We start from the raw sequence: 25,380 nt of genomic DNA, 5'->3' as shown, positions 1-25,380 counted from the left end.
GCTGCCACCATAAATAAAATCGCAATGTTCAGGACTGAATGTCCTGAAAATGAGGATGATATGGATAAACGCTTTTCAGCATTAGACCTGGACGCGCTGCGCAGCTTTGTGGAGGGGATCCAGTCCGCCAGTTTTGCCGAGGCAGCGGACAGGCTGTGTCGGTCCACCTCTGCGGTCAGTGCCCAGTTAAAAAAGCTGGAGCAGCAGTGTGGCGTGGCTCTGACCGTTAAGCAGGGGCGTACGCTGGCACTGACCCGAGAGGGTGAAATTCTGCTGAGCTACGCCCGACGCATGCTGGTATTAAATGATGAAGCGCTCCGGGCTATCAGAGGTGAGTTGCTTCAGGGCGAGGTACGGCTGGGTATGCAGGAGGACTTTGGCGAGTCCGTGATGCCGAAGGTCCTCGGCGATTTTCACAGACAACACCCTGAGCTTCGCATGACGGCACGTGTCGATCGCAACCCGCCGCTGCTGCGCGGCGTGGCGGCGAATGAACTCGATCTGGCGCTGGTCTGGCAGGAAGGTCGAGAAGGCGACTACGTGCGAAGCGAACCGCTGGCATGGATTTGCCGGTCCCGCGTGGACATTGAGGTCCTTCTGCAACGAGGTGAGCCGCTGCCGCTGGTGATGTTTGACGCGCCCTGCCTCCTGCGAAGCCGGGCCATCGCGGCACTGGATGCCGCAGGTATTCCCTGGCGTATCGCTTATACCAGCTATAGCCTGAGCGGGCTGTGGGCGGGAGTTAGCGCGGGGCTGGGTATTACGCTCCGCACGCGTATTGGTCTGCCCGGGACGTTACGGATCGACAACCACCTGCTGCCAGATGCAGGAGAGCTGGGTATCGCCCTGCATCAGGGGAGCGCCTCCCCCGATGCAGCTATTACCAGCATGAAGGCGCTGATCCTCAGGACGCTGAATGGATAAGCGTTGGGACTTGCGAGAGTAAGAACAGGATGAGGCCTATCGTCCCGCCCACCAGCGTGCCGTTGACGCGGATAAACTGTAGGTCTTTGCCAATGTTAAGCTCGATCTGACGTGACATATCTTTGGCGTCCCAGCTTTTGACCGTGTCGCTGATGTGGCGGGTCAGGAACGCGGCGAAATCTGGCGCGACGCGGTGCGCGGCCTGCTCCAGATGCTCGTTCAGCGACGCGCGCAGGCTGGCGTCGTTTGTTAGCGTTTCGCCAAACCACAGCCCGGCGTTGGCGATGCGCTGCTTCACGCGCGAATCCTCGCTCTGCATATCCGCCTTCAGCCACTGGCGCAGGTCAGCCCACATCTCGCCCAGATAGCGGTTAAACGCCTCATCGTTCTTCAGGTAGTGCTTGATGTTGTCGGCTTTCGCCGCCATTTCCGGATCGTTTTTCAGGTTGTCGATAAGCTTCAGCGTGGCGCGGTCGAACGCCTGACGGATCTGGTGCGTGCGGTCGTGGCTGATATCGTCCAGCAGCGTGTTCACCGCGTTCGACACCATCTCCGCGCTTTGATCGCCCAGCCACTCCGTGGGGAGCACCATCGCCTTGCGGGGATGCTCGGTTTTGAGCCAGTGGACGATCTGATCGGCAATAAACTCCCGCGTGCTTTCCCGCTGAATCAGGGTAATCAGGCGGTTGATGATGGCGTCCAGCAGTACCTGATGGCGGTTGTTTTTGGTCATGCTCTCCAGCATGACGGCGCTGGTTTCGGTGAAATCGACCTTGTCGATAGCTTTATGCACCGCGCGTTTGAGCAGGCGCTGAATGCGCCCGTCGTCGGTTAACTCAAGAAAACCGCTCATCACCTGCATCAGATGCAGCCCGACGCGCTGGGCGTTGTCGGGCTTGCTGAACCAAGCGCCAATCATCTGCGCTGGCTCATAGCGGCGGATCAGCGCCACAAGCGACTGAGTATCAAGAAACTTCTCCTGCACGAACTGGCCAAGATTGTCGCCGATTCGGTCCTTATTGCGCGGGATAATCGCCGTATGGCGCGAAATAAACGGAATGGGAACCCGGCGGAACAGCGCGACGACGGCAAACCAGTCCGCCAGCGCGCCGACCATCGCCGCCTCGGCAATGGCTTTGACGCCGCGCACCCAGAAGGTTTGCGGCAGGAAGAGGGTGGTGACAAAGGCCGCGGCGGCAATCAGCAGCAGCGACAGCGCCAGCAGCTTGGCGCGTTTGAGTTCAGCGATTTTTTCCATGGGTTAAGGATAGAGGCAAGTGAACCAAAAGTGCAAAGCTGGTGTAAGGAGGAGACGCAATCTCTGCCTGAACACATGGCTTTTATATAAAAATTATATACATCAAAATTATCTATTATTAATTTTTCTATATTTTTTGTGCTTATTTATTTTGGACGTGATGTTTTGTGACCATCGTAGTCATTTTAACGCTCTTATTAGCCATAAGATAAAGGACTATTCATGAAAGGAGACGGTATTGATGACATGGGAGTATAAAGTTTCGACAGGGATATTGAGTCATAATGGTGTGTTTGTCGCTAACTGCTACAGCGGTGCGGGTGAATCGAAAGATAAGCCAGAGTGTGAAAGTCAACGAAACAGAGGACCCATTCCCAGAGGTATTTATTTTATTGCCGGTTGGAATAATCATAAAAGTGCTGAGGCGATTATCCTTGAGCCTATAGCGGGGACCAATACCTTTGGTAGAGATCATTTTCAAATTCATGGTGATAAAAAAGGTCAGCCGCCAGGTTCTGCATCAGCAGGCTGCATCATTATGAACGGCCAGGACAAGCGTCATATTATTTATGATTCAGGTGACACAATACTGGTGGTGCGATAATGAAATATATGATTGCACTGCTCTTCTTATGTGCTCCGATGGCTCTCTTTGCCAAAAACCACACTTCTGCGCAGATTATCCAGATGATAAACGATAAAGGTGCAAGAAGTGTTGTAGCAGAGTTATATGCTAATGATAGCGGTGAGTCGGAATGGTGGAATCATGTCATTCCAGAGATAGGTAAAGGAACTCAGGCATGGTTAGCCGTGGCGAGTGCCCTTGAGTCCGGAGTGGACGCCAGTACGGCTGAAGATTTAAAGGCATCGCTTTCTGAAGCCATCCCGCATAACCCTGAGGGTGTTTTAGCAATCTTAAATGACGATAAACCGTTACTCACTGTTGAACAAATTTGCGCGTTTGCGAATTTCCCCGAAACGGAGGCAGAAAGTAACAAGCTTTTTGTGGATTCAATCAGGGAGATGTTCAAAATAAAAAGCCCGCAGGGTAAAAGATGTCTCGGCGTTATGATCGCCAACCTTGAACACTCTGTTCCATTCGATAAGGATATTTAAATGGCCATTCCGGGATATATGTCATTAACTGACGATGCGGGTAATATCATAAAAGGGAGCGTGAAAGTTAAAGACCGTGAAAACCAAATTGAGGTATTAGGGCTCTATCATAACGTATGCTATAACTCTGACCTGCATAATGGCAGAGCGTTGAGTAAACGCCAGCATCGTCCCTTTCTTATTGAGAAAGAAATAGATGCCTCCAGCGTTTTTCTCTATAAAGCACTCAGCACGGGCGGTACGCTCAGGAAAGCAACTATCGACCTTTACAGAATCAATGATGCCGGTCAGGAAGAAATTTATTTCACAATAACGCTGGAAGCGGTGAAGGTCGTCACGGTGTTTTCATTAATGCATGACGTGAAAGAGACTTACCATGAAAAGCAGGGGCATCTTGAGCTCGTTTTGCTTCGTTATGAAAAGATTACCTGGCATTACCGTGACGGTAACGTTATTCATTCGGATGACTGGGATTACCGGTTAGGGGCTTGATTAGCCAGCTCCGGGAGAAAATTATCCCCGGAGCATGAACGCATTCTGACGAACAGAATGTAACGCTTTTGATCCTGGAACAAATGAGTATCAGTTCTCCTGATAAGCCTTTTCGATGAGCAGTTTCGCTTTCATCAGGTCATTTTCATTGCGAACGACCAGCTCAACGTTGCCCGTTCCCCAGTGCCCAATATGCGTTACATCCCGGCTAAATCCCTCTTCCAGCTGAATATGCTCAGGATCCAGTTTCAGCCATAAGCGGATATGGGGATCGGTGACGGGGTAAACGCCGGCGCAAACAAAATTCCTCAGACGACGGAATGCGCCGTATAGCTTCAGCTCTTTGTATTGCACTTCATCGCCAAGAGACAGGACGTAGCTTTTTAGCTGCTCGAATAAGGTGGCTAATTTTGTGGACGCGCTGGCGAGCTGTTCGCTATGCGTTCGTGTGTTACGCTTGCCTGCGGTTGAGGTTAGCGTATCGTTTGCTGCTTCCGAGAACGCGTTTTCAACCACGGCATTGACCAGTTCGAACATTAGCAGGTCGTCAGAAAAAAGCTTGTAACGAATCAGGCTGATATTGCGGTTAATCTGCTGTACGGCATGTTCGTCATACTTATTGAAATCAGCGGCAATACAAAGCAGGCGCGTACCTGACCAGTCGATAGCCTCCGCCGTCTCTTTGCCGAGCTTCTCCATTACCAGCCACTTAAATTCAGCCTTATGATCGAGGAGCCAGTCCAGATAAAACAGCCCCTGGTTGATCACATTTTCGTTGCTGTGACGTTTGTATTCGATAATGACCGGACAGTTATTTTCGTCCAACCCCAGTGAATCAATACGTCCACGGTGAGTCTTACCGGTGCTGTATTCACTGTCGAGAAAACGAACCCCGAGAAAAGTCTCCATTCGGGATTCAATCAAGGATTGCAGCTCTTTTTCGATGGTTGCTGCTTTACCGGAAAGTTCTTTTACGCCGCTAGCACTGTAACGGAAGAGCTGGATATCACTCATGAATTGATTCCCTGCGCATTTTTGCGATGTCATACATCAGGTGAGCAAACCCTTTGGCAACTTCCGGAGACGATAAGTACTGCATCATCATCTCCTTGTGCGCTTCGTTGCTGTCCATCACGGCATCATCAATGGCTTTCGTAAAGTCGCCCAGCATGGCCTGCTCACGGGTGTTGTTGTCGAGTTGGGTCATGACAAGTTTGTTTTCTGCGAGCTTATCGTAAACCACAAAGGCGTAGTTGAGCATATCTTTGTCGGTCAGGTTTTCGGTGATAAACAACTCGTTGAGCTGCGCCAGCACCTGCGACATAAACTCCTCTTTCTTATCTTTTGCTTTTGCGGTGCCGACGCCATTAACCGGGTTGAGCTTATACTCTGCTGCATCCTCCTGAAGCTTAATATGCTGCTCCTGGATCTTTGAAAGCCGATAGTGGCTCATTTCAACACTGGAAAGATCGACATCATCTTCATCAATTGCCTCTTCGCGCAGCAAGGGGTGAAGGTGACGACAATAAAGGCTTAACTTCTCCAGCGACTTGTCATCGTAGGCGACGATCTGAGACATAAATTCGTAAAAGCGTACAAAGCTGCCGAGATCTTTTTTGAAGATCTCCAGACGATCTTTTTCCTGCTTGCAGACTTTAAAACTGTTTTCCGCGTTGGCGAGCAAAATGGGATTAGGGGAATCCCTTTTCGTTAACTCATAGATCTGCCTGGCGCTGATATACGCCTCTTTCGCGGAGGTATACCGCATTGCCCAGCGGTTTACTGCGGGCAGGCAGATATTGCTGATCTTCGCATTCGATTTTTTCTTGCTGTAAAACGCCTCGCAGAGTTGTTCGACTTCATGCCATAAAAATATGCCCATGGCGCGAAGTTTCTCATACAGATCGAACACCTGATCTGGATTGCTGACATCGGTCAATTCTGCCGTCTGGTAGTAGGGCTGAAAGGCCGCGAGGATATCGTCAGGCTCGTTATAAAAATCGAGTACAAAAGTGCCGGATTCCTTTTTACCGGGGTAGGTTCGGTTCAGCCGTGACAGCGTCTGTACGCACTCCACGCCGCCAAGCGCTTTATCCACGTACATGGCGCACAGCTTCGGCTGGTCGAAGCCGGTCTGGAATTTGTTGGCCACCAGCATCACCTGATAGTCATCAGTATCAAACGCCTTACGCATATCGCGGCCTTTAAGCGCCGGGTTCATACTGATTTCAGTAAATTTCTGGTGCAACAGCGCGAGGTCGTTCATGTCATTTTCCTGGAATTCGACTTCGCCTGAGAATGCCACCATTGCGGCGATTTTTCCGTAGCCCATTTCAGCGATGTATTTATCGAAAGCCAGCTTGTAGCGCACTGCAGCCTTGCGCGAGCTGGTCACCACCATCGCCTTCGCCTGCCCGCCGAGCAGATGCATCACATGCTGACGGTAGTGCTCAACGATGACTTTTACCTTTTGCGCGACATTGTGTTCATGCAACGTCACCCACTGGTTGAGCCTGATCTTCGCCCGATTGCTGTCCACTTCCTGGTCTTTATCACCCATTTTTTGCAGCAACTTATAGGCGACTTTGTAATTGGTGTAGTTCTTCAGCACGTCGAGGATAAAGCCCTCCTCGATGGCCTGGCGCATGGAGTAAACATGGAACGCCGCAGGTTTGTTGGTTCTGGACGCGGGTTCGTGCGGGTTGGGTCTGCGGCCAAAAAGCTCCAGGGTCTTCGCCTTCGGCGTCGCGGTGAAGGCGTAGAAATTAAGGTTACTGCTCCCGCTGCGCGCGGCAAGAGTGGCGTCGAGGATATCTTCAGAGGTCAGGACCACATCGTCGTCGGCCCCTTCGCTCATCAGCACTTCTTTCAGCTGGCGCGCCGTGGAGCCGCTCTGGGAAGAATGCGCTTCATCTGCGATGATCGCGTAGGTTCGCTCTTTTAGGCTGGTGCTGTTTTCAATTGCTTTAAGTACGAACGGGAAGGTCTGGATAGTAACGATGATGATGGGCTGTGAGTGCTCCAGCGCGCTGGCGAGCTTCTCCGATTTCGACCCTTCGCCCTCGCGGTTGTTGATTCGTCCGACCACGCCGTCCGCATGTTCAAACTGATAGATGGTGTCCTGCAGCTGGTCATCCAGCACGGTGCGGTCAGTCACAACGATCACCGAGTGGAAGCGTTTTTCACCCTTTTCGTTATGCAGGCAGGAGAGCTGATGCGCCGTCCAGGCGATGGAGTTCGATTTCCCGGATCCGGCGCTGTGCTGGATAAGGTATTTGTTGCCGGTGCCTTCTTCGTCTGCGGCGGCAATAAGCTTGTTCACCACGTCCCACTGATGATAACGCGGGAAGATCAGGCTCTCTTTTTTGACCTTTTTACCGTCCCAGTCCTCTTTCTCCTCGATTTGCAGATGGACAAAGCAGGCAAGAATTTTTAGCAGGTTGTCAGGGAGTAATACTTCATTCCAGAGATAGCTGGTGGCGTATTCATGGTTATCCTCCGGGATATCGTTACCCGTACCTCCCTCTTTAGTGCCTTTGTTGAATGGCAGAAAGAACGTGTCATCGCCAGCAAGCCGGGTGGTCATGTAGACCTCATACTGGCTGACGGCGAAATGCACCAGCGCACCGCGCTTGAAGGTCAGCAGCGGCTCAGGCTTGTTGGTCGCCGGATCTTTCGGCAGGCGCGTTTTTTTGTACTGATTGATGGCGCTGTTGACCGTCTGCTTGAACTCGGATTTCAATTCGAGAGTGGCAACGGGAAGGCCGTTGATAAACAGCACCAGATCGATGCGCCAGCGTTTGGCTTTCGCCTCTGTGTCGGTGCCGCTCGCGTGGGGGCTATAAACCAGTTCCGGGACGATTCGACAGATGTTCTGCCGATAGCGCGCAAGGGTGTCCGGGTTGAGGTTGTGATCCGGCTTGAACTGGCATAATGAGAAGCGCGCATTATGGCTTTTGATGCCGTGGCGCAGCACCCCCAGAGTACCGTAGGTCCGGGACTGGAGATCGGTGGCGTTGGCATCGGCTTTTTTAAGCTGCGCGACCAGCGCATCGAGAAAATGACGCTCGGTGTCGTTGGGGTAGATGCGGGTGAATTTTTCCCACTCTTGCGGCTGGGTGATCTGGACAAACGTCAGCGCATCCTGCGGATAGAGCGCGCGTTCGCGATCGTACTTGCTGCCAGTGCCGGGAACCCAGCCGTTCTGACACATCTGGTTGATGATATCGGCCTGTAGATTGGCTTCTTTGGTGACGTCGGCGATCATGCGGTGGCCTCCTCTGTTGTGAAGGATGCTTCGGTGCTGCTGGCAGGAGGCGTCCAGTCGCGGAGATCGATTTTGCCGGTAACGGCGGCGGCGATCAGGGCGGTGCGACGTTCTTTTAGGAGGTCGATTTGTTGGCGTTGTTTTTGGATTAGGGTGTCGATTTTTGCGGTCTGATAATCAAGTAGTTTTGAAATAGACTCTTGCTCATTCGTCGGTGGAAGCCAAATAGATAATCCGCGTAAGATAGCTTGAGTGATGCTAAATACTTTTACGCCCTTAACAGCATGTTTTATTTGCGATCTTAATTCTTGGCAATCGAATAGATAAGCAAGGAATCGATAGTTTTGCCGATCTATAGGGCGAGCGATAATTGTATGGTAACCAGCGAAGATACTAGAGTCAGTAGTGAGTTGTGAGAAATTTCCTGACCCATCAACATCTTCTGATGTATCAGCGAAAATAATGTCACCTTTTATAAGTAATGAGTTTTTGTCATTTTTTAAATGTGTTTCATTAACATACTTCAACTTATGGATGTTTGGATTGATCTCAAAACCGTGCTTGGAGTGTATTTCTCCATAGTTGATACAAGGTATACCCTCATCCTGAAGATTCTCTTTAGTAATAGTAAGGCCTTTGTCAAATAAGAAGCAATATCGAACTTTGCTTATTGACCAATGCGTGGGAACTTGCCCCAACCACTCAACCCCAGAATCTTTCATCGGTACATCAGGGTCTAGCCCTTTGGTTACGGCATGGCTAATCATTGCCTGACGTTTTTCTTTTAGTAGTTCGTTGAGCTGTAGTTGTTTTTCGATCAGATTATCAATTTTTATAGTTTCGTAATCTAGGAATTTTGCAATTGAATCTGCTTCTTTATGATCTACTTTGACAACGCTCAATGATCCAAGTCTTTCACAGTTCAATATTTTTAAAACATTACCAGTAGCTAACTCCTCAAGCTGTGTTCTTGAAGCCTTAAAAACATAAAAATAATATCTTCCTGAATTATGAAAAGTGGCAGCTGTAACTTGCTGATTAGTTGATACGGTTTGTTCTACATAACCACATTTACCAATCGTTCCTATACAACAAACTAATGTCGAATTAGGCTTAATATGTCTTAGTAGATTCCAACCAGTATCGCTAACATATTTAGTTGCATATGTATAAAGTCCATGTTCATTTAGATCTTCAGGCCTAATCCAAGGATGTCCTTCTTCTGCATAGTAATCTTCTCTATGAGTAGGTGGTGTTAAGCCTGTAGTGAGTGAACACAAACGTTTTAACGCTGTACGATTCCAATGGATGGGTATCTCCCCCAACCATTCAACCCCGGAATCCTTATATTCTGGATACGCCTTATACTTAGCCATCAGGAGTGTACCTCCTGCAGCAGCTTCATAATCTCCGCGCTCAGCGCATCCAGTTCCGCATCAATCTCTTCCAGCGGGCGCGGTGGCTTATAGACATAAAAATGCCGGTTAAACGGAATCTCATACCCGACAACGCCAACCTCGCCGTCGCGGGCGTCGCGCTTATCGGCATTAATCCAGGCGTCCGGCACGTGCGGCAGCACTTCCGCCTTCACATAGCCTTCAATCAAATCGCTGGTCGAAACAGACGGATCGAGCGCTACGTTCTCATTGTCGCGCAGGTCGGCGTCCTGCTCAAACTCCACCACCTGACCGCGGTACGCAAACGCGCCGTACAGCGGCTGCGCATCCTCCTTGAGCACCTTTTTAACGACCGGCTCCGCGTCCGGGTTTTTGCGGGTAATGGCCTCGATAAACTGCTTATGTTCTTTAGCATCCAGCTTAACGGCGGCGGCTTTGAACACCTCTTTGAGCGTCAGCTGGAACTGATTGAAATCATCGCTCGGCTCAGCGCGACCACCCGCTTTACCGTCCAGTGCCGTCTGGATTTTTTGCGCTTTTAACATCAGCGCACGCTGTTGTTGCCACAGCGTGGCGTCGAGCAGATCTTTAATCTGCTTCTCTTTAAGCTCGGGGAATTCGGCCTTGATAACGGCGCGTGCTTCCACCTCGAACTCGGCAAAACTACCGTAGTTCTCGTCCTGCCAGAAGGCACCGAACGCGTCGTACAGGCACGCCATCGGCGCGTTGAGCGGTTTTGGGGCAAAGCGCAGTACGGCGATGGATTCATCCGTGACCTGTGCCGTTAAACGCAGCGGGCGCTCAATGGTCAGGCGGCGGAAGCCAAAGTCGGTGCTGTTGAATATTTTGCAGGCGAATGTGCGTTTGTCATCGGCTTCTTTAAGATCTACGACCTCGAATTCGCCAAAGGTGCGGGTGATGAGCCGAATATCCTCCTCGCTCATCATGTTGCGCTTCGCGCCCAGTGACTTACGCATTTTGCTGCACAGCTTGCTGGCGTCGATCAGCTGGATCTTGCCCTTACGCTCCGCCGCCTTTTTGTTCGACAGGATCCACACGTAGGTGGCGATCCCGGTGTTGTAGAACATGTCGGTGGGCAGGGCGACGATCCCTTCCAGTAGATCGGCTTCAAGGATGTAGCGGCGGATCTCGCTTTCGCCGCTGCCCGCGCCGCCCGTGAACAGTGGCGAACCGTTGAGGATGATCCCGATGCGCCCGCCGGTATCGGCATCGCGCATTTTGCTGATTAAATGCAGCAGGAACAGCAGTGAGCCATCGGAAACGCGCGGCAGGCCAGGCCCGAAACGGCCATCAAATCCTTTGCGATGCTCGTTGTTAACGTCGGCTTCGATCTTCTTCCAGTCCACGCCAAACGGCGGGTTCGACAGCATGTAATCAAAGCGGTCGGCAGGAAGCTGATCGTTAGAAAGGGTGTTACCCAGCTTGATGCGGCTGACGTCCTGACCCTTTATCAGCATGTCGGCCTTGCAGATGGCGTAGGATTCCGGGTTCAGCTCCTGCCCAAACGCGCGCATTACCGCTTTTGGATTCAGCTCGTGAACATACTCCATCCCGGCCGAGAGAAAGCCTCCCGTACCCGCCGTTGGGTCGTAAAGAGTTCGAATAACGCCCTCTCTGGTGAGCGCTTCGTCATCCTCCATAAACACCAGCGAAGTGGTGAGGCGCACGATATCGCGCGGCGTGAAGTGTTCACCGGCGGTTTCATTCGAGCTTTCGGCGAAACGACGGATCAGCTCCTCGAAGACCAGCCCCATGTCGTGGTTGGAGATGGCCTGCGGGCTGAGATCGGTGGTGGCAAATTTCTGCACCACTTTGTAGAGGAGATTAGCATCATCCAGTAACCCGATGAATTCGCTGAATTTGAAGTGCTCGAAAATCTCCCGCGCGTCTCTGGAAAAATACTGGATGTAGTTTTCCAGGTTGGCCTTGATGTCGTTTTGCCCCATTTTGCTCAGGTCCAGCGGCGAGGCGTTAAAGAACGTCAGCCCGCTGGTGGCGCGCAGAATTAACTTTTCTTTTGCTTCTTCCGGTAGGGGAGACGTGCGGACTTTTTGAGCCTCAATAACGACGGCCTCTTTCGTCTCTTCAAGCACGCATTCCAGGCGGCGCAGCAGGGTAAACGGAAGAATAATGCGGCCATATTGAGATTGCTTAAAATCACCGCGCAGGAGATCGGCGACAGACCAGATAAAGGCTGCCGTTTGGGAAAAGTTCAGGGAAGTCATAAAAGCATCCTTGCCCATATTTCAGGCATTTTTAATGATGATTAAAACCCTCTTTTTATCATGGTTAAAAGTACTGATCACTAAAAACTGATCTAAATCAGTATGTTATGATTATGGGTTGGATTAAAACATGGATATCATGAATGTGTTTTTCAAAATAAATGATGGAGTTGGGTTAAATAGCATTAACTCATAGTCGCCACAGCACCCATCCGCCAAACCCCATCCGCGACCCCTGTGCCAGACAGAACAGCGCATTCTTCGGATTAAGCAGCGCTGAACCGTCTGCTTACGTGATGACGTTCTGCGCTTCATTAAGAACCTTCCGGATATACCCAACTTTACGTCCACAGCCAGTCATGTTGACTACCCTTAATACCCTAAGCGGTAAAACATGGAGATTCGATATGGCTTATCAGACAGTAAATCCTGCCACTAACCAGCTCATCAAAGAATACCCCTCACATACCGACGCGGATATCGAAGCGGCGCTGAAGGCGGCCGATGCGCTTTACCATTCGGAATGGGCGAAAGGCGACATCAGCCAGCGCCTGCCGGTGCTGCATAAGCTTGCCGACCTGATCGACGAGCGCGTGGAGGATCTGGCCAAAATCGCCAGCCAGGAGATGGGTAAGCTCATCGAACAGAGCCGCGGCGAGGTGAAGCTTTGCGCGCAGATCGCCCGCTACTACGCCGACAACGCGAAGCAGTTCCTCGCCCCGGTGAAGTACGACTCTGAACTTGGGGAAGCGTGGGTGGAGCATCACCCCATCGGCGTGCTGATGGCCGTCGAGCCGTGGAACTTCCCGTACTACCAGCTGATGCGTGTCCTGGCACCAAACCTGGCGGCGGGTAACCCCGTTATCGCCAAGCATGCCAGCATCGTGCCGCACTGCGCCGAGACCTTTGCGCATCTGGTGCGCGAGGCGGGTGCGCCGGAAGGGGCGTGGACGAACCTGTTTATCTCGTCCGAACAGGTGGCGAATATCATCGCAGACGATCGCGTGCAGGGCGCAGCGCTAACCGGCTCCGAAAAGGCGGGCAGCGTGGTGGCCGCGCAAGCGGCGAAGCACATTAAGAAATCGACCCTCGAACTGGGCGGTAACGACGTCTTCGTGGTGCTGGACGACGCGGACCTGGATAAAGCGGTTAAGATTGGCGTGAATGCGCGGCTCAACAACGCAGGGCAGGTTTGTACCGCGGCGAAGCGCTTTATCCTGCACGAGAAAATTGCCGACGCGTTCCTCAGCAAATTTACCGAGGCGTTTAAGCAGGTGAAGATTGGCGATCCGCTGGACGAGAGCACCACGCTGGGGCCGCTCTCTTCCAAAGATGCGCTGGAAACGCTGACCAAACAGGTTAACGAGGCGGTGAAAAACGGTGCAACGCTGCACTTTGGCGGCAAGCCGGTGCAGCGCGACGGAAGCTTCTTCGAACCGACGATCCTGACGAATATCTCCCGCGATAACCCGGCGTACTTCGAAGAGTTTTTCGGCCCGGTGGCGCAGATGTACGTGGTGAAAAACGACGACGAAGCGGTCGCGCTGGCGAACGACTCCCACTACGGCCTGGGCGGGGCGGTGTTCAGCCAGGACATCGAGCGCGCGAAGAAAATGGCGTCGCGGATCGAGACCGGGATGGTGTACATCAACTGGCTCACCGATACCGCAGCAGAGCTGCCGTTCGGCGGCGTGAAGCGTTCCGGCTACGGACGCGAGCTGTCGGATCTGGGGATCAAAGAGTTTGTGAACCAGAAGCTGGTGGTGGTGCGTAAGTAAGAGGTAATAAAAAAACCTGCCGGTTGGCAGGTTTTTTCAGTTGATTACTGTACTTCGATCTTGTCCCAGCCGCTTTTGAACATGCAGCTGTCGACTAACGTATCCCGGCGATATTCATTCGCGTCTTCAACCGTGTAGCTCGTGGAAATATCCTTTTTCTTGTTCTTTTTGTCCGTTTTTTCCGAGCTCGAACCGGTCACCACGTTATCCGGAGGCAGATCGATCAGGGCCTGCGCTTCGCATTCCGTAAGCTTTTTATTCATCTCAGCGTCGCTCACGCCCGGTTTTACCCATTTGTACTGGACGCAGCCGGTGAGCATCAGCGTGAGGCTCAGAACGCAAAGCGCGGTAATGCGGTGTTTCATCAGAAGCTAACTCCACCGCCGACATATGCGCCATCAATCAGGGTGTGGTTTGGACGACCATCTTTACCGTCAACGCTCACGTGGCGGTAGCCCACTTTCAGCGTAACCGGTTTGATTGGGGTCCAGCTTACGCCGCCGTTAGCTTCAACGTAGTTTTTCACGCTGTTGTTCAGGCCTTCTGGTGCCGCGTAGCCTTCGCCATAGACGTGGATGCTGTCGGTCAGCGCAACGTTTACGCCGCCGCCAATCGGGAAGGCCACGCCGTTATCGCCTTTTTTCGGGCCGATGTAGATGGCTTTTGCGCCTGCATTCAGCATCACCGGGCCCACTTCCAGGTTGTAGCCTGCGCCCACGCCACCGGTCTGGGTACCGTCGTCGGTGTTTTTCAGCCAGTTACTTTCGAGATAAACACCGGATGAGGATTTGCCCATTTCCAGGTTGAGGTTGGTAAAGTTTTTACCCTGCTCAATGCTGCCGCCCATTGCCAGTGCGGAACCCGAGATGGCGGTCAGTGCAGAAAGAAGAAGAATGTTCAGTTTTTTCATGTTTCGTGCCTCATCATCAAATTAATCTGGGGGCACCTTAACAAGCGATGTTTATGACTGCAAATGTGATGCAAATCGACTTTTCATGCTGTAATTGTTAATTCTTTTATCTTTATTTGTAACGCTTAAGTTGGGTTGTCGGCGTGTCAACGCGCAAATTTCAGGTGTTGAGGAACAGTTTAATTTTTTGACTAAACGAAATCTGAACGAGGCAGGGATAGTGATTTGATATGCATTAATTGCGCTTCTAATAATTTCCAATTCCATTTCTAAAATCACATAAAAAAACAAATTTTTACATTTTTATGGTCATTATTCGTTCAGATGTCCGGCCACGTTTCCTTTCCATGTCATTTTTCTGACACGTTTGTTCATTACGTTGTGGGCTTCACTTTCCGGATGCTAACAATATGAAAAGAAAAATCATTCCTGTGCTTATCGGCTGTACGCTCTCTTTCTCTGGCCTGGCGGCGCAGCCCACGGCTGAGCGCTATGTTGTCAGCTTCCCTGACGGCTCACACGTGAAATACAGCGGCGCGTTTGCCGGTGCGTTTCCGAATGGACTCCCGGTAGGGATTGGCTCCGGCCTGCTGTTTACGGGCAAGCAGGGCGATGCTCTGACCTTCGCGACCGTGACCGATCGCGGTCCTAACGCCGATGCGCCCAAAATGGGTAAAAACGAAGCCAAAATTTTTGTCACGCCGGATTTCGCGCCGCTGCTGATGACAATTCGCGTTCAGAACGGCAAAGCGGAGGCAACGGATGCCCGCCCGCTGCATGATGATAAAGGCGAGATTAACGGCCTGCCGCTGCAAAGCGGCGTGATCGGATCTACCAATGAGGTGGCGTTCAGCGATACCCTTAAAATTCTGAAGGGTGACAACCGCGGGCTGGACACGGAAGGCATCACCCCGGACGGCAAGGGCGGCTTCTGGCTGTGCGACGAGTATGGCCCGTTCCTGATTAACGTCGACAGCAAAGGGAAAATTCTGGCGATCCACGGGCCGCAGGCGGCGGAAGGGGAAAAATCCATCGCGGGCGGTCTGCCAAATGTTATCAAATGGCGCCAGCCGAACCGGGGCTTTGAAGGCCTGACCCGGATGCCGGACGGACGGATTATCGCCGCCGTGCAAAGCACGCTGGATATCGACGGTAAGAGCAAAAAGCAGGCGCTGTTTACGCGTCTGGTCAGCTTCGACCCGGCGACCGGGAAAACGGCGATGTACGGCTACCCCATCGACAGCGCGGCCTACAGCAAAAACAGCGACGCCAAAATCGGCGACATCGTGGCGCTGGACGACCAGCACATCCTGCTAATTGAACAGGGTGAGGATAAAAATGACGCGATGCGTAACCTTATCTACAAGGTGGATCTCAGCAAGGCGAGCGACCTGACCGCTTTCGACAAGCCGGGCGAGTACCCGGAGTTTGATGATGAGAAAACCCTGGCACAGCGCGGCATCACCCTTGCTGCAAAAACGCAGGTCGTCGATCTGCGCGCGCTGGGCTGGAAGCAGGAGAAGGCCGAAGGGCTGGCGCTGATCGACGGCAAACGGCTTGCGGTGGCGAACGATAACGACTTTGGCGTGAAGGTGGCGATGCAGCATCCGGTCGAGGGCAAAAAGCTCAAGGACTATCGGGTTAACGAGGAAGGCAAGCTGACGCTGGATGATAAACCGGTGGAAACCACGCTCAGCGTGAAGCCGCTGAAGAAGCCGGAGTCAGAGAGCGAGCTGTGGATTGTGACGCTGCCGGAGGCGTTGAAATAATTATATCCCTCATCCTAACCCTCTCCCCAAAGGGGAGAGGGGAAGCAAGGCGGTTATTTCTTCAGACCTGCAAACGCTGCTCGGATTTCTTCTTCCGGCAGCTGGATACCAATAAACACCATCACGCTGTGCGGCGCTTCATCGCCCCACGGGCGGTCCCAGTCGGCGCTGTACAGGCGCTGTACGCCCTGAAACAGCAGGCGGTTCGGCTCGCCGTCGATCCACAGCATGCCTTTGTAGCGCAGCAGCTTGTCGGCAAACGAAAGCAGCAGGTTCTCCATCACGCGGGAGACCTCGCTGATGTCCACCGGGTAGTCCAGCTCCACCACAATCGACGCCACGTCGTTTTGCTTGTCTCCCATAAAGTGGAAGCGCGGTTTCGTGGTGACGTTCTCCTCCAGCATAAAGCCGTTGGTGTTAAACAGCTGGGATAGATCGATATCGCCATGCGTCACCGTATAAATCGGCGCGCGCGAGTTGATGCGCGTCAGGCGCTCGCGGAGTTTTTCGCTGTCGCCTGCCACGTCGGTTTTAGTCAGCAGAATGCGGTCGGCGTAGCCCACCTGAGACTGGGCAATGGTGAACTGGTTCATCTGCTCGTCGGCGTGGACCGCGTCTACCAGGGCAATCACCCCGTCCAGCAGGTAGCGCTGGCAAAGAATATCGTGCGAGAAAAAGGTCTGAATAATCGGGCCGGGGTCGGCCATGCCGGTGCACTCGATCACCAGACGGTCAAAGTCGATGTCACCGCGATCGCGGCTGTCGAGCAGGTCCAGCAGGGCGTCTTCCAGCTCGTTAGAGCGGGTGCAGCAGATGCAGCCGTTGGTCAGGGTTTTGATTTGCGTGGCGCGGTCTCCGATTAATTGATCGTCAACGGAGACTTCACCAAATTCGTTTTCGATGACGGCGATTTTGAAGCCGTGCTGTTCATTCAGGATGTGGCGCAGCAGGGTGGTTTTACCGGCGCCGAGGAAACCGGTCAGCAGGGTAACGGCAATCGGGGTCATGGTCTCTCCTTTAGCAGCAGCGGACGCCGCCTTCTCCACTTCCGCCGTAGCGCGCTTCCTGACGCTCGCGGAAGAATTCGGTGTAGGTCATATACGGCTTATCCGGATGGTTGGTCTTCATATGCTCAACGTAGTTGTCATAGTCCGGAATGCCAATCAGCATCTTCGCCGCCTGACCGAGGTATTTTTTTGCTTCGCCTAAGTTACCAAACATAGTCCATCCTGATAAGAACAAAGCCCCGCCGGAGCGGGGCTGAATACAACCAGATTAATGGTGTGAAGAGGTCTTCACGCCGCCTTCCGGCACCGGCACGTACGGGGTCTCTTTATCCGTACGGCCATCGGTGTTGCGCACTTTCATCCAGGTTTTGATGCCGTAGAAGATAATGCTGTACACCACCACCAGGAACAGAATGCTCAGACCCGCGTTGGTGTAGTTGTTCACCACGATATGGTTCATGTTAGCAATCTGCTGCGCGGTCAGATCCGCGCCGCCTGCGGCAATCTTCTCTTTGTACTGGTTAGCCATGAAGAAGAAGCCTTCCAGCTGCGGGTTGGTGCTGAACAGCTTCAGGCCCAGCGCCCAGGTGGTGCAGAGCAGCAGCCACAGCGCAGGAACCACGGTCACCCAGATGTATTTGGTGCGTTTCATCTTCACGAGGACGACGGTACCGAGCACCAGGGCAACGGCTGCCAGCATCTGGTTAGAGATACCGAACAGAGGCCACAGGCTCTTCACGCCGCCGAGCGGGTCGACAACGCCCTGATACAGCAGGTAGCCCCACAGCCCTACGCACCCGGCAGTACCCAGAACACCCGCTACCAGAGAGTCGGTTTTCTTCAGGAACGGCACGAAGTTGCCCAGCAGATCCTGCAGCATGAAGCGGCCCGCACGGGTACCGGCATCCAGCGCGGTGAGGATGAACAGCGCTTCGAACAGAATACCGAAGTGATACCAGAAGCCCATGTCCGCCCACGGCAGCACTTTGTGGAACACGTGTGCGATACCCACGGCCAGCGTCGGCGCGCCACCTGCGCGGTTCAGCACGGACGGTTCGCCAATGTCCTTCGCGGTCTGCATGATCTGCTCAGGCGAGATCACGAAGCCCCAGGAGCTGACGGTCGCCGCCGCGTGTGCGCTGGCCTCTTTCAGCTGCGCCATGATCAGCGCGGTATTTTCCCCGCCCATCTCATGCAGGTTTGGCATGGTGATGCCCAGACCCGCCGGTGGAGTGTTCATCGCGAAGTACAGGCCTGGCTCGATAATCGAGGCTGCAACCAGCGCCATAATCGCCACGAAGGACTCCATCAGCATCGCGCCGTAACCGATAAAGCGCGCGTCGGTTTCGTTAGCCATCAGCTTCGGCGTGGTGCCGGAAGCGATCAGCGCGTGGAAGCCAGACACGGCGCCGCAGGCGATGGTGATAAACAGGAACGGGAACAGGGCGCCTTTCCACAGCGGACCGGTGCCGTCAATGTACTGGGTCACCGCCGGCATTTTCAGCTCAGGGTTGATGATCACAATCCCGATCGCCAGCCCGACGATGACACCGATTTTCAGGAAGGTCGCCAGGTAGTCGCGCGGAGCCAGAATCAGCCACACCGGCAGCAGGGCGGAAACGAACGCGTAACCGATCAGCGCGAAGGTGATGGTGGTGTCTTTAAAGGTCAGCGCCGGGCCCCAGTACGGGTCGTGCGCAATCACGCCGCCGAAGTAGATGGAGGCGACCAGCAGCACGATACCAATGACCGACACTTCACCCACGCGGCCAGGGCGCAGGAAGCGCATATAGATGCCCATGAACAGCGCAATCGGTACGGTAGAACAGACGGTGAAGACGCCCCACGGACTTTCGGCCAGCGCTTTCACCACGATCAGCGCCAGCACCGCGAGGATGATGATCATGATCAGGAAGCAGCCGAAGAGGGCGATAGTGCCCGGCACGCGGCCCATCTCTTCTTTGATCATCTCACCCAGCGACGAGCCGTTACGGCGCGAGGAGATAAACAGCACCATAAAGTCCTGCACCGCCCCCGCCAGCACCACGCCCGCCAGCAGCCAGAGCGTACCCGGCAGGTAGCCCATTTGCGCGGCCAGCACCGGGCCGACCAGCGGGCCAGCGCCTGCAATGGCGGCAAAGTGGTGACCAAACAGCACGTAGCGGTTGGTTGGCACGTAGTTCAGGCCGTCGTTGTTAATGACCGCCGGGGTGGCGCGCGTCGGGTCGAGCTTCATGACCTTCTGCGCGATGTACAAGCTGTAGTAGCGATAGGCCACAAGGTAGACGGAGACCGACGCGACCACGATCCACAGGGCGCTGACGTGTTCGCCCCGGCGTAATGCGACAACCGCCAGACAAAAAGCGCCGAGGATCCCGAGTAAGGCCCAGGGCACGTGCTTAAGTAGTTTTTTAGTATCCATAGTAAGACCTGGTTTTTTATGTAAAGAAAAAAGGGTCAGGGTTCGTTGTGAGGAGGTATTGATTAATGCTGGAGCGATCGTGCCAGATCCGCGCGCGCGTAAAGGACGGTAAATGAGTGAGTGGTTGAAAGTGATGGGTGAGCGGTCAAAGGACGCGGCGAGTGGTTCAGGCTCGCCGCTGGTCGGGGAAATTATGTGATTGAGATCACGTGGTTTTCCGGGCTGCGCTCCATCGACAGGTAGCTTTCCAGCGTCTTGATGAGCTTCTCCTTCAGCCAGCTTGGCTCCAGGATCTGAATATTCGGCAGCCAGTAGAACAGCAGCGGCAGGATCTGGTTTTCGTGTGCCGCCTGGCAGCGCAGCGTGACGCCGCCGCGCCGCTCCTCCAGCAGCTCCTGTTCCGGCAGGAGATCGCGGCGCAGGAAGTAATGTGAAATATTATCCTTAATGAATATTTTCACGGTGAAAGTAGTTTCGGACACCCACGGGTCGAGGCTTTTTTCCAGCAGTTCCCGGACATTTTCATCAGGGGTAAAAAAGGTTTTTTGAACATCAAACCAGCTAATCTGGCTTAATGAAAAGGATTTCAACCGGCTATTTTCGGTAGCTTGTAAATACCATATATTTTTTTTGTTAATGAGTTTATAGGGATTAATCAGACGGGTTTTACCCTTATAAACGATCTGACAGACATTATGGTTCTTAATCGATTTCTCGATTTTCGCTAAATGGCGGCGGATATCACGCTGCACCGTGTGCTCTGCGTCATTACCGAGGATAAGAATATGGTTTTCGTCGACGCGCGCCTCCAGCTTTTGCCAGAAGTCCGTATTTCTCTCAGGGAAAAAGTTATCGGCATTCAGGAAGTTAGCCAGAGCATGATGTAATCCCTGCCCGCCGGGAGATTGGGCGGAGTGGATCAGTCGATATAGCCCGTTACCGGTATGTTCAACAATGGGCGAGAGCGCATTTAAATCCCGGTAGACGGTACGCTCGGTAATTTTAAATTTCTCCATTAGCGCACTGCGGTTTACCACCCCGTGTAAATGTAGCTCAAGGAGAATATCGACCAGACGTTCAGCCGAGCGGCTCCGCGTCGTTTTAGCCATAAGGTCTTCCTGTATATTGGGTATGCGCTGAACAATGCAAAAGCACTGACCGGAGATGTCAGTATTCAGGCACAGAAAATTTTTCTTATGGATATATAACGGCGTGATTTAGCGGAAACCTTAGGAATTTTTGTAGAAAGCGGCGCTGGCCCGAAAAAAGGCCAGCGCGAGGGGGATCACACGACGGCTTCCATCTCCATCATCACCGGGTGGAAACGGCGCTTAAAGTAGATCAGGCCGTGTCCCGCGTCACTCAGGATGATGTTTTTCACTTCGACAAGATAAACCAGATGCGTGCCGATGGTTTGCACCTGGGTAATCTCGCCTTCCAGGCTCGCCAGCGCGCCTTTCAGCACCGGCAGCCCCAGCGGGCCTTTCTGCCAGCAGGAGAGGGCAAAGCGCTCCTCCATTGCCATCCCCGTCATCCCGGCGAAGTGGCGGGCCATGATCTCCTGCTCGTGGTTCAGCACGTTGACGCACAGCCTGCCGTTGCCCTGAAAGACCGGGTTCATGGCGCTGTTGGCGTTAATGCAGACCATGACCGACGGCGGGGTATCCGTCACCGAGCAGACGGCGGTGGCGGTAATGCCGCAGCGTCCGGCGTCGCCCTCGGTGGTGACCACATTGACCGCCGCCGACAGGCTGCTCATTGCGTCGCGAAAACGCAGGCGTTGTTCATCTGAATGCATTGTAACCTCCCGCTGCGCTATTTCAGCAGCTTGTCGAGCATGTTGATATCGCTGTTGTTGTGCAGGTGCGGCACGGTCCAGCCGTGCTGGTCGTACTCGGACATGCAGCGGTCGACCATTGCCATCATCTTGTCCATATTCCCGGAGCTTTGCGCCTGACGCAGACACTGCAGGCGGATCTCATCCTGGCTGCCGGAGTAGTTGATTTCGTACAACTCGTGACGACCCCCAAACTCGCTGCCGATGGCGTCCCACATCAGTTTCAAAATCTTGATGCGTTCGACGTGATCCATTCCGTTGGAGCCGCGTACGTACTTCGCCAGATACTGGTCGATCTGCGGGTTGTTAAGGTCCCGCGCGCTGGACGGCAGATAAATCAGCCCGGAGGTCACGTTACGTTCGATGATGTTCTTGATCTTCGCGTAGGCCATCGGGGCCATCACGCGGTAGGTTTGCAGCGCCGCGTGGTCCGGCAGGTACGCGCCGTTCATCCACGGCGTCGCTTCGGAGCACATGGAGTCGCTCAGCGCCCAGAACATATTGCGCCAGGCCACTACTTCACCGAGATCCGCCTGCACGCCGCGGAACTCAAGGGTACCGGTGCACTCCAGGGATTTCTTCAGCAGGGCGGTGATGAAGTCGAGCTTCACCGCCAGACGCACGCAGGCCTGAAGCGGGTACATGCGGGCGAAGCCGCCCTCCATCGTCCAGCGACGGCAGCGGTCGAAATCGCGGTAGATCAGCACGTTTTCCCACGGGATCAGCACGTTATCCATCACCAGGATCGCGTCGTTCTCGTCGAAGCGGCTGGAGAGCGGGTAGTCGTACGGGGAGCCGGTTGCGCCTGCCACCATCTCGTACGAGGCGCGGGAGATCAGCTTCACGCCTTCGGCATCCATCGGCGCGACGAACATCAGCGCGAAGTCCGGGTTTTCGCCCATCACCTGCGCGGAGCCAAAACCGATCATGTTGTAGTGGGTCAACGCCGAGTTGGTTGCGACGACTTTCGCACCGCTGACGATAATCCCGGCATCGGTCTCTTTCTCCAGCTTGATGTAGACGTCCTTCACCTCGTCCGCCGGCTTGTGGCGGTCGATCGGCGGGTTGACGATGGCGTGGTTAAAGTACAGGCCGGTTTCCTGAATGCGGGTGTACCAGCTGCGGGCGTTCTGCTCGAACTGGCCGTAAAAGGCTGGGTTCGCGCCGAGGGCGCAGCCGAACGCCGCTTTGTAGTCCGGCGTGCGGCCCATCCAGCCGTAGCTCAGGCGCGACCACTCGGCGATGGCATCGAGCTGCTGGCGCAGGTCGTCGGCGCTTTTCGCCACGCGGAAGAATTTGTGGGTGTAGCCGCCGCTGCCAGTGTCGGTGCCCCAGCACAGCGTATCCTGCATGTCCGGCTTGTGCAGGGCGTCGTACATCTGGGCGATAGACGCCGCCGCATTGCGAAATGCCGGGTGGGTAGTGACGTCCTTAACGCGCTCGCCGTAGATATAAATCTCGCGTCCATCCTGCAGGCTTTTTAAATACTCTTCGCCGGTTAACGGACGTTTGGCATCAGCGCGGAATTCTTCAGGCTTCATAGGGACCTCGTATCGGAAGAAGGTTGTTAAATTTATGTTTTGTTTTTGTTGTTTAATTGAAGCGTGAGAGGGGCGGAACGTGAAGGGACGTTTGGGACAACGGCGGGTACTTTTCGGGCGTAGAAGGGATTTGTGATCTGTGCGGGTTTTTGGCGGGTGGTGCTGCGCTTACCCGCCCTACATACCGCGATGCGCTCAGGAAACCGGTACTTTCTGCGCCCGATACGCGCTGGGCGAGCAGCCCGTCAGGCGATTGAAAAACCGGGCGAAATAGGCCGGATCTTTAAATCCCAACTGCCAGGCAATCTCGCTGACCGCGCTGTCGGAGAAGAGCAGCAGGCGTCGGGCCTCCCGCAGCTGGCGGTCGAAAATCAGGCGTTTTGGCGGGCGGTTGGCGAAGCGGCGACAGATATCGGTCAGGCGGGATTCGGTCAGGTGCAGCTCGCTGGCGTATTCCGGCACCGTCCAGTGCTGGTGGTAATGGGTGTCGATCAGCTGGGTAAAGCGCTGGAACAGCTTCAGCTCGCCGCGCATCCCGCTGGCCGCGTGGTCGTCGAGCTTCGCGTTGCGCAGCAGCAGGGTAAATACCGCCTGCGCCAGCAGGACCAGCGTATGCTCACGGCCCGGCAGCTGCGCCGTGGATTCCCGGGCGATGAGCTGCCAGTAGTGCTTCAGCGCCGCCAGTTCGTCAGGTTTGTCGGCAAGCGACAGACAGATCCCCGGCAGGCCGAACGCTTCCCGCGTGCCGGGGTAGAGCACCTCCAGCAGCGGCCAGATGAGATCCTCGCGCACCGTCAGCACGTGCCCGTCGCTGTCGGATTCGGTGATAAACGCGTGCGGCACCGACGGCGGCGTCAGCACGAACAGCGGCGCCTGCACCGAATAGCGGTGGTCGTCGAGCTGGAGCTCAATCTGCCCGGTGTCGAGAAAGTGCATCTGAAAATACTGGTCGTGACGGTGCGCCTGCATGTCGCGGCCAAAAAAGGCCGCCATGCGGGCGAACGACTGATAGTGCACGTCGTCGGTGCCCAGGCTTTCGTCGTACTCCTTGCTGATATCAATGTTGGCGATAGGGCTCTGGCACATGATCGTTCCTCTGTTGAACCCGCTGCGTCATCGGGATGCGCGTCAGCACCAGCGCGCCGACCACCAGCAGACCCGCCACGAACCATAGCCCGGAGCTGAAGCTGCCGGTCGCGTCGCGCAGGATCCCAATCAGCAGCGGGCTGACGGCGGATCCGACGTTACCGATGGCGTTGATCACCGCCAGCGCCACCGCGCGTGACTGCAGGCTAATAACCTGGTCCGGCGTGGTCCAGAATATCGCCATGGCGGTAAACGATCCGGTTGAGGCCATGATGATGCCAAGCAGCTGGATCAGGCTGTGATCGGTCGCTGAGGCCAGCATCCATCCCGCCGCTGCAAACAGGTACGGCAGGATGGTGTGCTTTTTTCGCTCTTTCAGCCTGTCGGAGCGGCGACTCCACCAGATCATCCCGAGGATGGTACAAAACTGCGGGATCGCCGCCAGCAGGCCAATCACGATATTACTGCTGCCGGTGTTGAAGCTTTGCAGAATCTGCGGCGTCCAGATGTTGATCGCGCTCAGCGTATTGGTCAGACAGAAGTAGGCCAGCGTGTAGAGCAGCACGGCGGGCGTAAGCACCTCGCGCAGCGTCGAGCGCGGCGTGACGGATTGGGCGATGGCGACCTCCTGCTCGCGCGCGATCATCGTTTTCAGCGCCTGCTTTTCGTCTTCATCCAGCCAGGTGGCCTGATCCGGCGTGTCGTTGAGGTAAAACCAGGTCACCACGCCGAGCACCACCGACGGCAGCCCCTCCAGCAGAAACAGCCACTGCCAGCCCTTCAGGTTCCACAGCCCGTCCATCGCCAGAATATACCCGGAGAGGATCGAGCCAAGCATCATGGTCACCGGCATGGCGATCATAAACAGCGCGTTGGCGCGGGCGCGGTGATAGGCCGGGAACCACCAGGTGAGATAGACCAAAATCCCCGGCAGGAAACCGGCTTCCGCAATGCCCACCAGCATGCGCAGGACGTAAAGCGTTTCGGGGCTGGTAGCGAACATGGTGCAGGTGGAGGCAATGCCCCACACCACCATGATCCCGGCGATCCAGCGGCGTGCGCCGACCTTCGCCAGCATGATGTTGCTGGGGATCCCGCACAGCACGTAGGTGACGTAAAACAGCGTCGCGGCCAGGCCAAACATGGTCGACGTGAGGCCCAGATCTTTGCCCATCGTCAGCCCGGCAAAGCCGATGTTGATGCGATCGAGAAACGAGAAAACAAACAGGATAAAGAGAAACACGATCAAACGACGGAACAGCTTATTTATTGCGCGATGTTCTACATCTTTATTATGCAGGGTTGAGGTCGTCATGTTGCGCTCCACATC

Annotated in this window: 21 protein-coding genes; 6 read left to right on the top strand and 15 right to left on the bottom strand. The window is 54.4% G+C overall.

Annotation, left to right across the window (positions count from 1 at the left end; genetic code table 11):
- Positions 1–60: 60 nt before the first annotated feature.
- Complete coding sequence (locus IM265_RS06495; protein ID WP_193030172.1) at positions 61–924, top strand: LysR substrate-binding domain-containing protein; 864 nt, start codon at positions 61–63, stop codon at positions 922–924.
- Here the strand turns inward: IM265_RS06495 and IM265_RS06490 are convergent.
- On the bottom strand, positions 905–2,182 hold the full coding sequence (locus IM265_RS06490) for a DUF445 domain-containing protein (RefSeq protein WP_028015387.1): 1,278 nt from the start codon (positions 2,180–2,182) through the stop codon (positions 905–907). The genes IM265_RS06495 and IM265_RS06490 overlap by 20 nt on opposite strands.
- 241 nt (positions 2,183–2,423) lie before the next feature.
- Between IM265_RS06490 and IM265_RS06485 the strand changes: the two genes are divergently transcribed.
- From IM265_RS06485 to tssD, 3 genes are read left to right on the top strand one after another with little or no spacing between them, the layout of a single operon-like run.
- Entirely contained in the window at positions 2,424–2,786 is a 363-nt protein-coding gene (locus IM265_RS06485) for a tlde1 domain-containing protein (RefSeq protein WP_047363831.1), read from the top strand.
- The gene (locus tag IM265_RS06480) at positions 2,786–3,298 is read left to right on the top strand and encodes a hypothetical protein (protein ID WP_193030174.1); all 513 of its coding nucleotides are present in this window, start codon (positions 2,786–2,788) and stop codon (positions 3,296–3,298) included. The genes IM265_RS06485 and IM265_RS06480 overlap by 1 nt, the downstream gene beginning before the upstream one ends.
- Complete coding sequence (gene tssD / locus IM265_RS06475) at positions 3,299–3,790, top strand: type VI secretion system tube protein TssD (protein ID WP_193030176.1); 492 nt, start codon at positions 3,299–3,301, stop codon at positions 3,788–3,790.
- A 90-nt stretch (positions 3,791–3,880) separates the two neighbouring features.
- Here tssD and IM265_RS06470 read toward each other — a convergent pair whose 3' ends face one another.
- Genes IM265_RS06470 through IM265_RS06455 form a run of 4 tightly spaced genes read right to left on the bottom strand, consistent with a single transcriptional unit; the run spans position 3,881 to position 11,700 of the window.
- Positions 3,881–4,804, bottom strand: a complete 924-nt coding sequence (locus IM265_RS06470; RefSeq protein ID WP_193030178.1) for a DUF5655 domain-containing protein — start codon at positions 4,802–4,804, stop codon at positions 3,881–3,883.
- Positions 4,797–8,057 (bottom strand): type I restriction endonuclease subunit R, encoded by a 3,261-nt coding sequence (locus IM265_RS06465; RefSeq protein ID WP_193030180.1) that lies wholly within the window; start codon positions 8,055–8,057, stop codon positions 4,797–4,799. Before IM265_RS06465 ends, IM265_RS06470 begins: the two co-directional genes overlap by 8 nt.
- A complete protein-coding gene (locus tag IM265_RS06460; protein ID WP_193030182.1) occupies positions 8,054–9,433 on the bottom strand; it encodes a restriction endonuclease subunit S in 1,380 nt (459 codons plus the stop codon). The genes IM265_RS06465 and IM265_RS06460 overlap by 4 nt, the downstream gene beginning before the upstream one ends.
- A complete protein-coding gene (locus IM265_RS06455; protein WP_193030184.1) occupies positions 9,433–11,700 on the bottom strand; it encodes a class I SAM-dependent DNA methyltransferase in 2,268 nt (755 codons plus the stop codon). Before IM265_RS06455 ends, IM265_RS06460 begins: the two co-directional genes overlap by 1 nt.
- Before the next feature lie 407 nt (positions 11,701–12,107).
- Between IM265_RS06455 and IM265_RS06450 the strand changes: the two genes are divergently transcribed.
- On the top strand, positions 12,108–13,478 hold the full coding sequence (locus IM265_RS06450) for an NAD-dependent succinate-semialdehyde dehydrogenase (RefSeq protein WP_047363849.1): 1,371 nt from the start codon (positions 12,108–12,110) through the stop codon (positions 13,476–13,478).
- Positions 13,479–13,522: 44 nt separating this feature from the next.
- On the opposite strand, the gene IM265_RS06445 is transcribed toward IM265_RS06450, so the two are convergent.
- Together IM265_RS06445 and IM265_RS06440 are read right to left on the bottom strand one after the other, a co-directional pair.
- Positions 13,523–13,843 (bottom strand): hypothetical protein, encoded by a 321-nt coding sequence (locus tag IM265_RS06445; RefSeq protein ID WP_028015390.1) that lies wholly within the window; start codon positions 13,841–13,843, stop codon positions 13,523–13,525.
- Complete coding sequence (locus IM265_RS06440; RefSeq protein WP_028015391.1) at positions 13,843–14,388, bottom strand: YfaZ family outer membrane protein; 546 nt, start codon at positions 14,386–14,388, stop codon at positions 13,843–13,845. Before IM265_RS06440 ends, IM265_RS06445 begins: the two co-directional genes overlap by 1 nt.
- Positions 14,389–14,798: 410 nt before the next feature.
- Between IM265_RS06440 and IM265_RS06435 the strand changes: the two genes are divergently transcribed.
- Complete coding sequence (locus tag IM265_RS06435; RefSeq protein ID WP_047367271.1) at positions 14,799–16,157, top strand: esterase-like activity of phytase family protein; 1,359 nt, start codon at positions 14,799–14,801, stop codon at positions 16,155–16,157.
- 53 nt (positions 16,158–16,210) lie between these two features.
- Here IM265_RS06435 and yjiA read toward each other — a convergent pair whose 3' ends face one another.
- The 8 genes from yjiA to hpaX form a co-directional block, all read right to left on the bottom strand.
- Positions 16,211–17,164, bottom strand: a complete 954-nt coding sequence (gene yjiA, locus IM265_RS06430; protein ID WP_063154856.1) for a GTPase — start codon at positions 17,162–17,164, stop codon at positions 16,211–16,213.
- A 10-nt stretch (positions 17,165–17,174) separates the two neighbouring features.
- Positions 17,175–17,378, bottom strand: coding sequence for a YbdD/YjiX family protein (locus tag IM265_RS06425; RefSeq protein ID WP_003856610.1), 204 nt, complete (start codon positions 17,376–17,378; stop codon positions 17,175–17,177).
- Between the two features lie 54 nt (positions 17,379–17,432).
- A complete protein-coding gene (locus IM265_RS06420; RefSeq protein ID WP_088204609.1) occupies positions 17,433–19,586 on the bottom strand; it encodes a carbon starvation CstA family protein in 2,154 nt (717 codons plus the stop codon).
- A 191-nt stretch (positions 19,587–19,777) separates the two neighbouring features.
- The gene (locus tag IM265_RS06415) at positions 19,778–20,695 is read right to left on the bottom strand and encodes a YafY family protein (RefSeq protein ID WP_048957191.1); all 918 of its coding nucleotides are present in this window, start codon (positions 20,693–20,695) and stop codon (positions 19,778–19,780) included.
- A gap of 176 nt (positions 20,696–20,871) precedes the next feature.
- The gene (locus IM265_RS06410) at positions 20,872–21,384 is read right to left on the bottom strand and encodes a 4-hydroxyphenylacetate 3-monooxygenase reductase subunit (RefSeq protein WP_028015396.1); all 513 of its coding nucleotides are present in this window, start codon (positions 21,382–21,384) and stop codon (positions 20,872–20,874) included.
- Positions 21,385–21,401: 17 nt separating this feature from the next.
- The gene (gene hpaB, locus IM265_RS06405; protein WP_193030186.1) at positions 21,402–22,964 is read right to left on the bottom strand and encodes a 4-hydroxyphenylacetate 3-monooxygenase, oxygenase component; all 1,563 of its coding nucleotides are present in this window, start codon (positions 22,962–22,964) and stop codon (positions 21,402–21,404) included.
- Positions 22,965–23,159: 195 nt separating this feature from the next.
- Positions 23,160–24,050 carry a 4-hydroxyphenylacetate catabolism regulatory protein HpaA gene (hpaA, locus tag IM265_RS06400; protein ID WP_193030188.1) on the bottom strand — a complete coding sequence of 297 codons (891 nt, stop codon included), beginning with the start codon at positions 24,048–24,050 and terminating at the stop codon, positions 23,160–23,162.
- Positions 24,022–25,365, bottom strand: coding sequence for a 4-hydroxyphenylacetate permease (gene hpaX / locus IM265_RS06395; protein WP_045631051.1), 1,344 nt, complete (start codon positions 25,363–25,365; stop codon positions 24,022–24,024). The genes hpaA and hpaX overlap by 29 nt, the downstream gene beginning before the upstream one ends.
- Between the last annotated feature and the right edge of the window lie 15 nt (positions 25,366–25,380).

It is taken from the genome of Enterobacter cloacae complex sp. P17RS (assembly GCF_014895885.1).
GTDB classification, from domain to species: Bacteria; Pseudomonadota; Gammaproteobacteria; order Enterobacterales; family Enterobacteriaceae; genus Enterobacter; species Enterobacter bugandensis.
The sequence above is the reverse complement of the archived record's forward strand: the minus strand, read 5'-3'. Positions and strand labels throughout refer to the sequence as shown.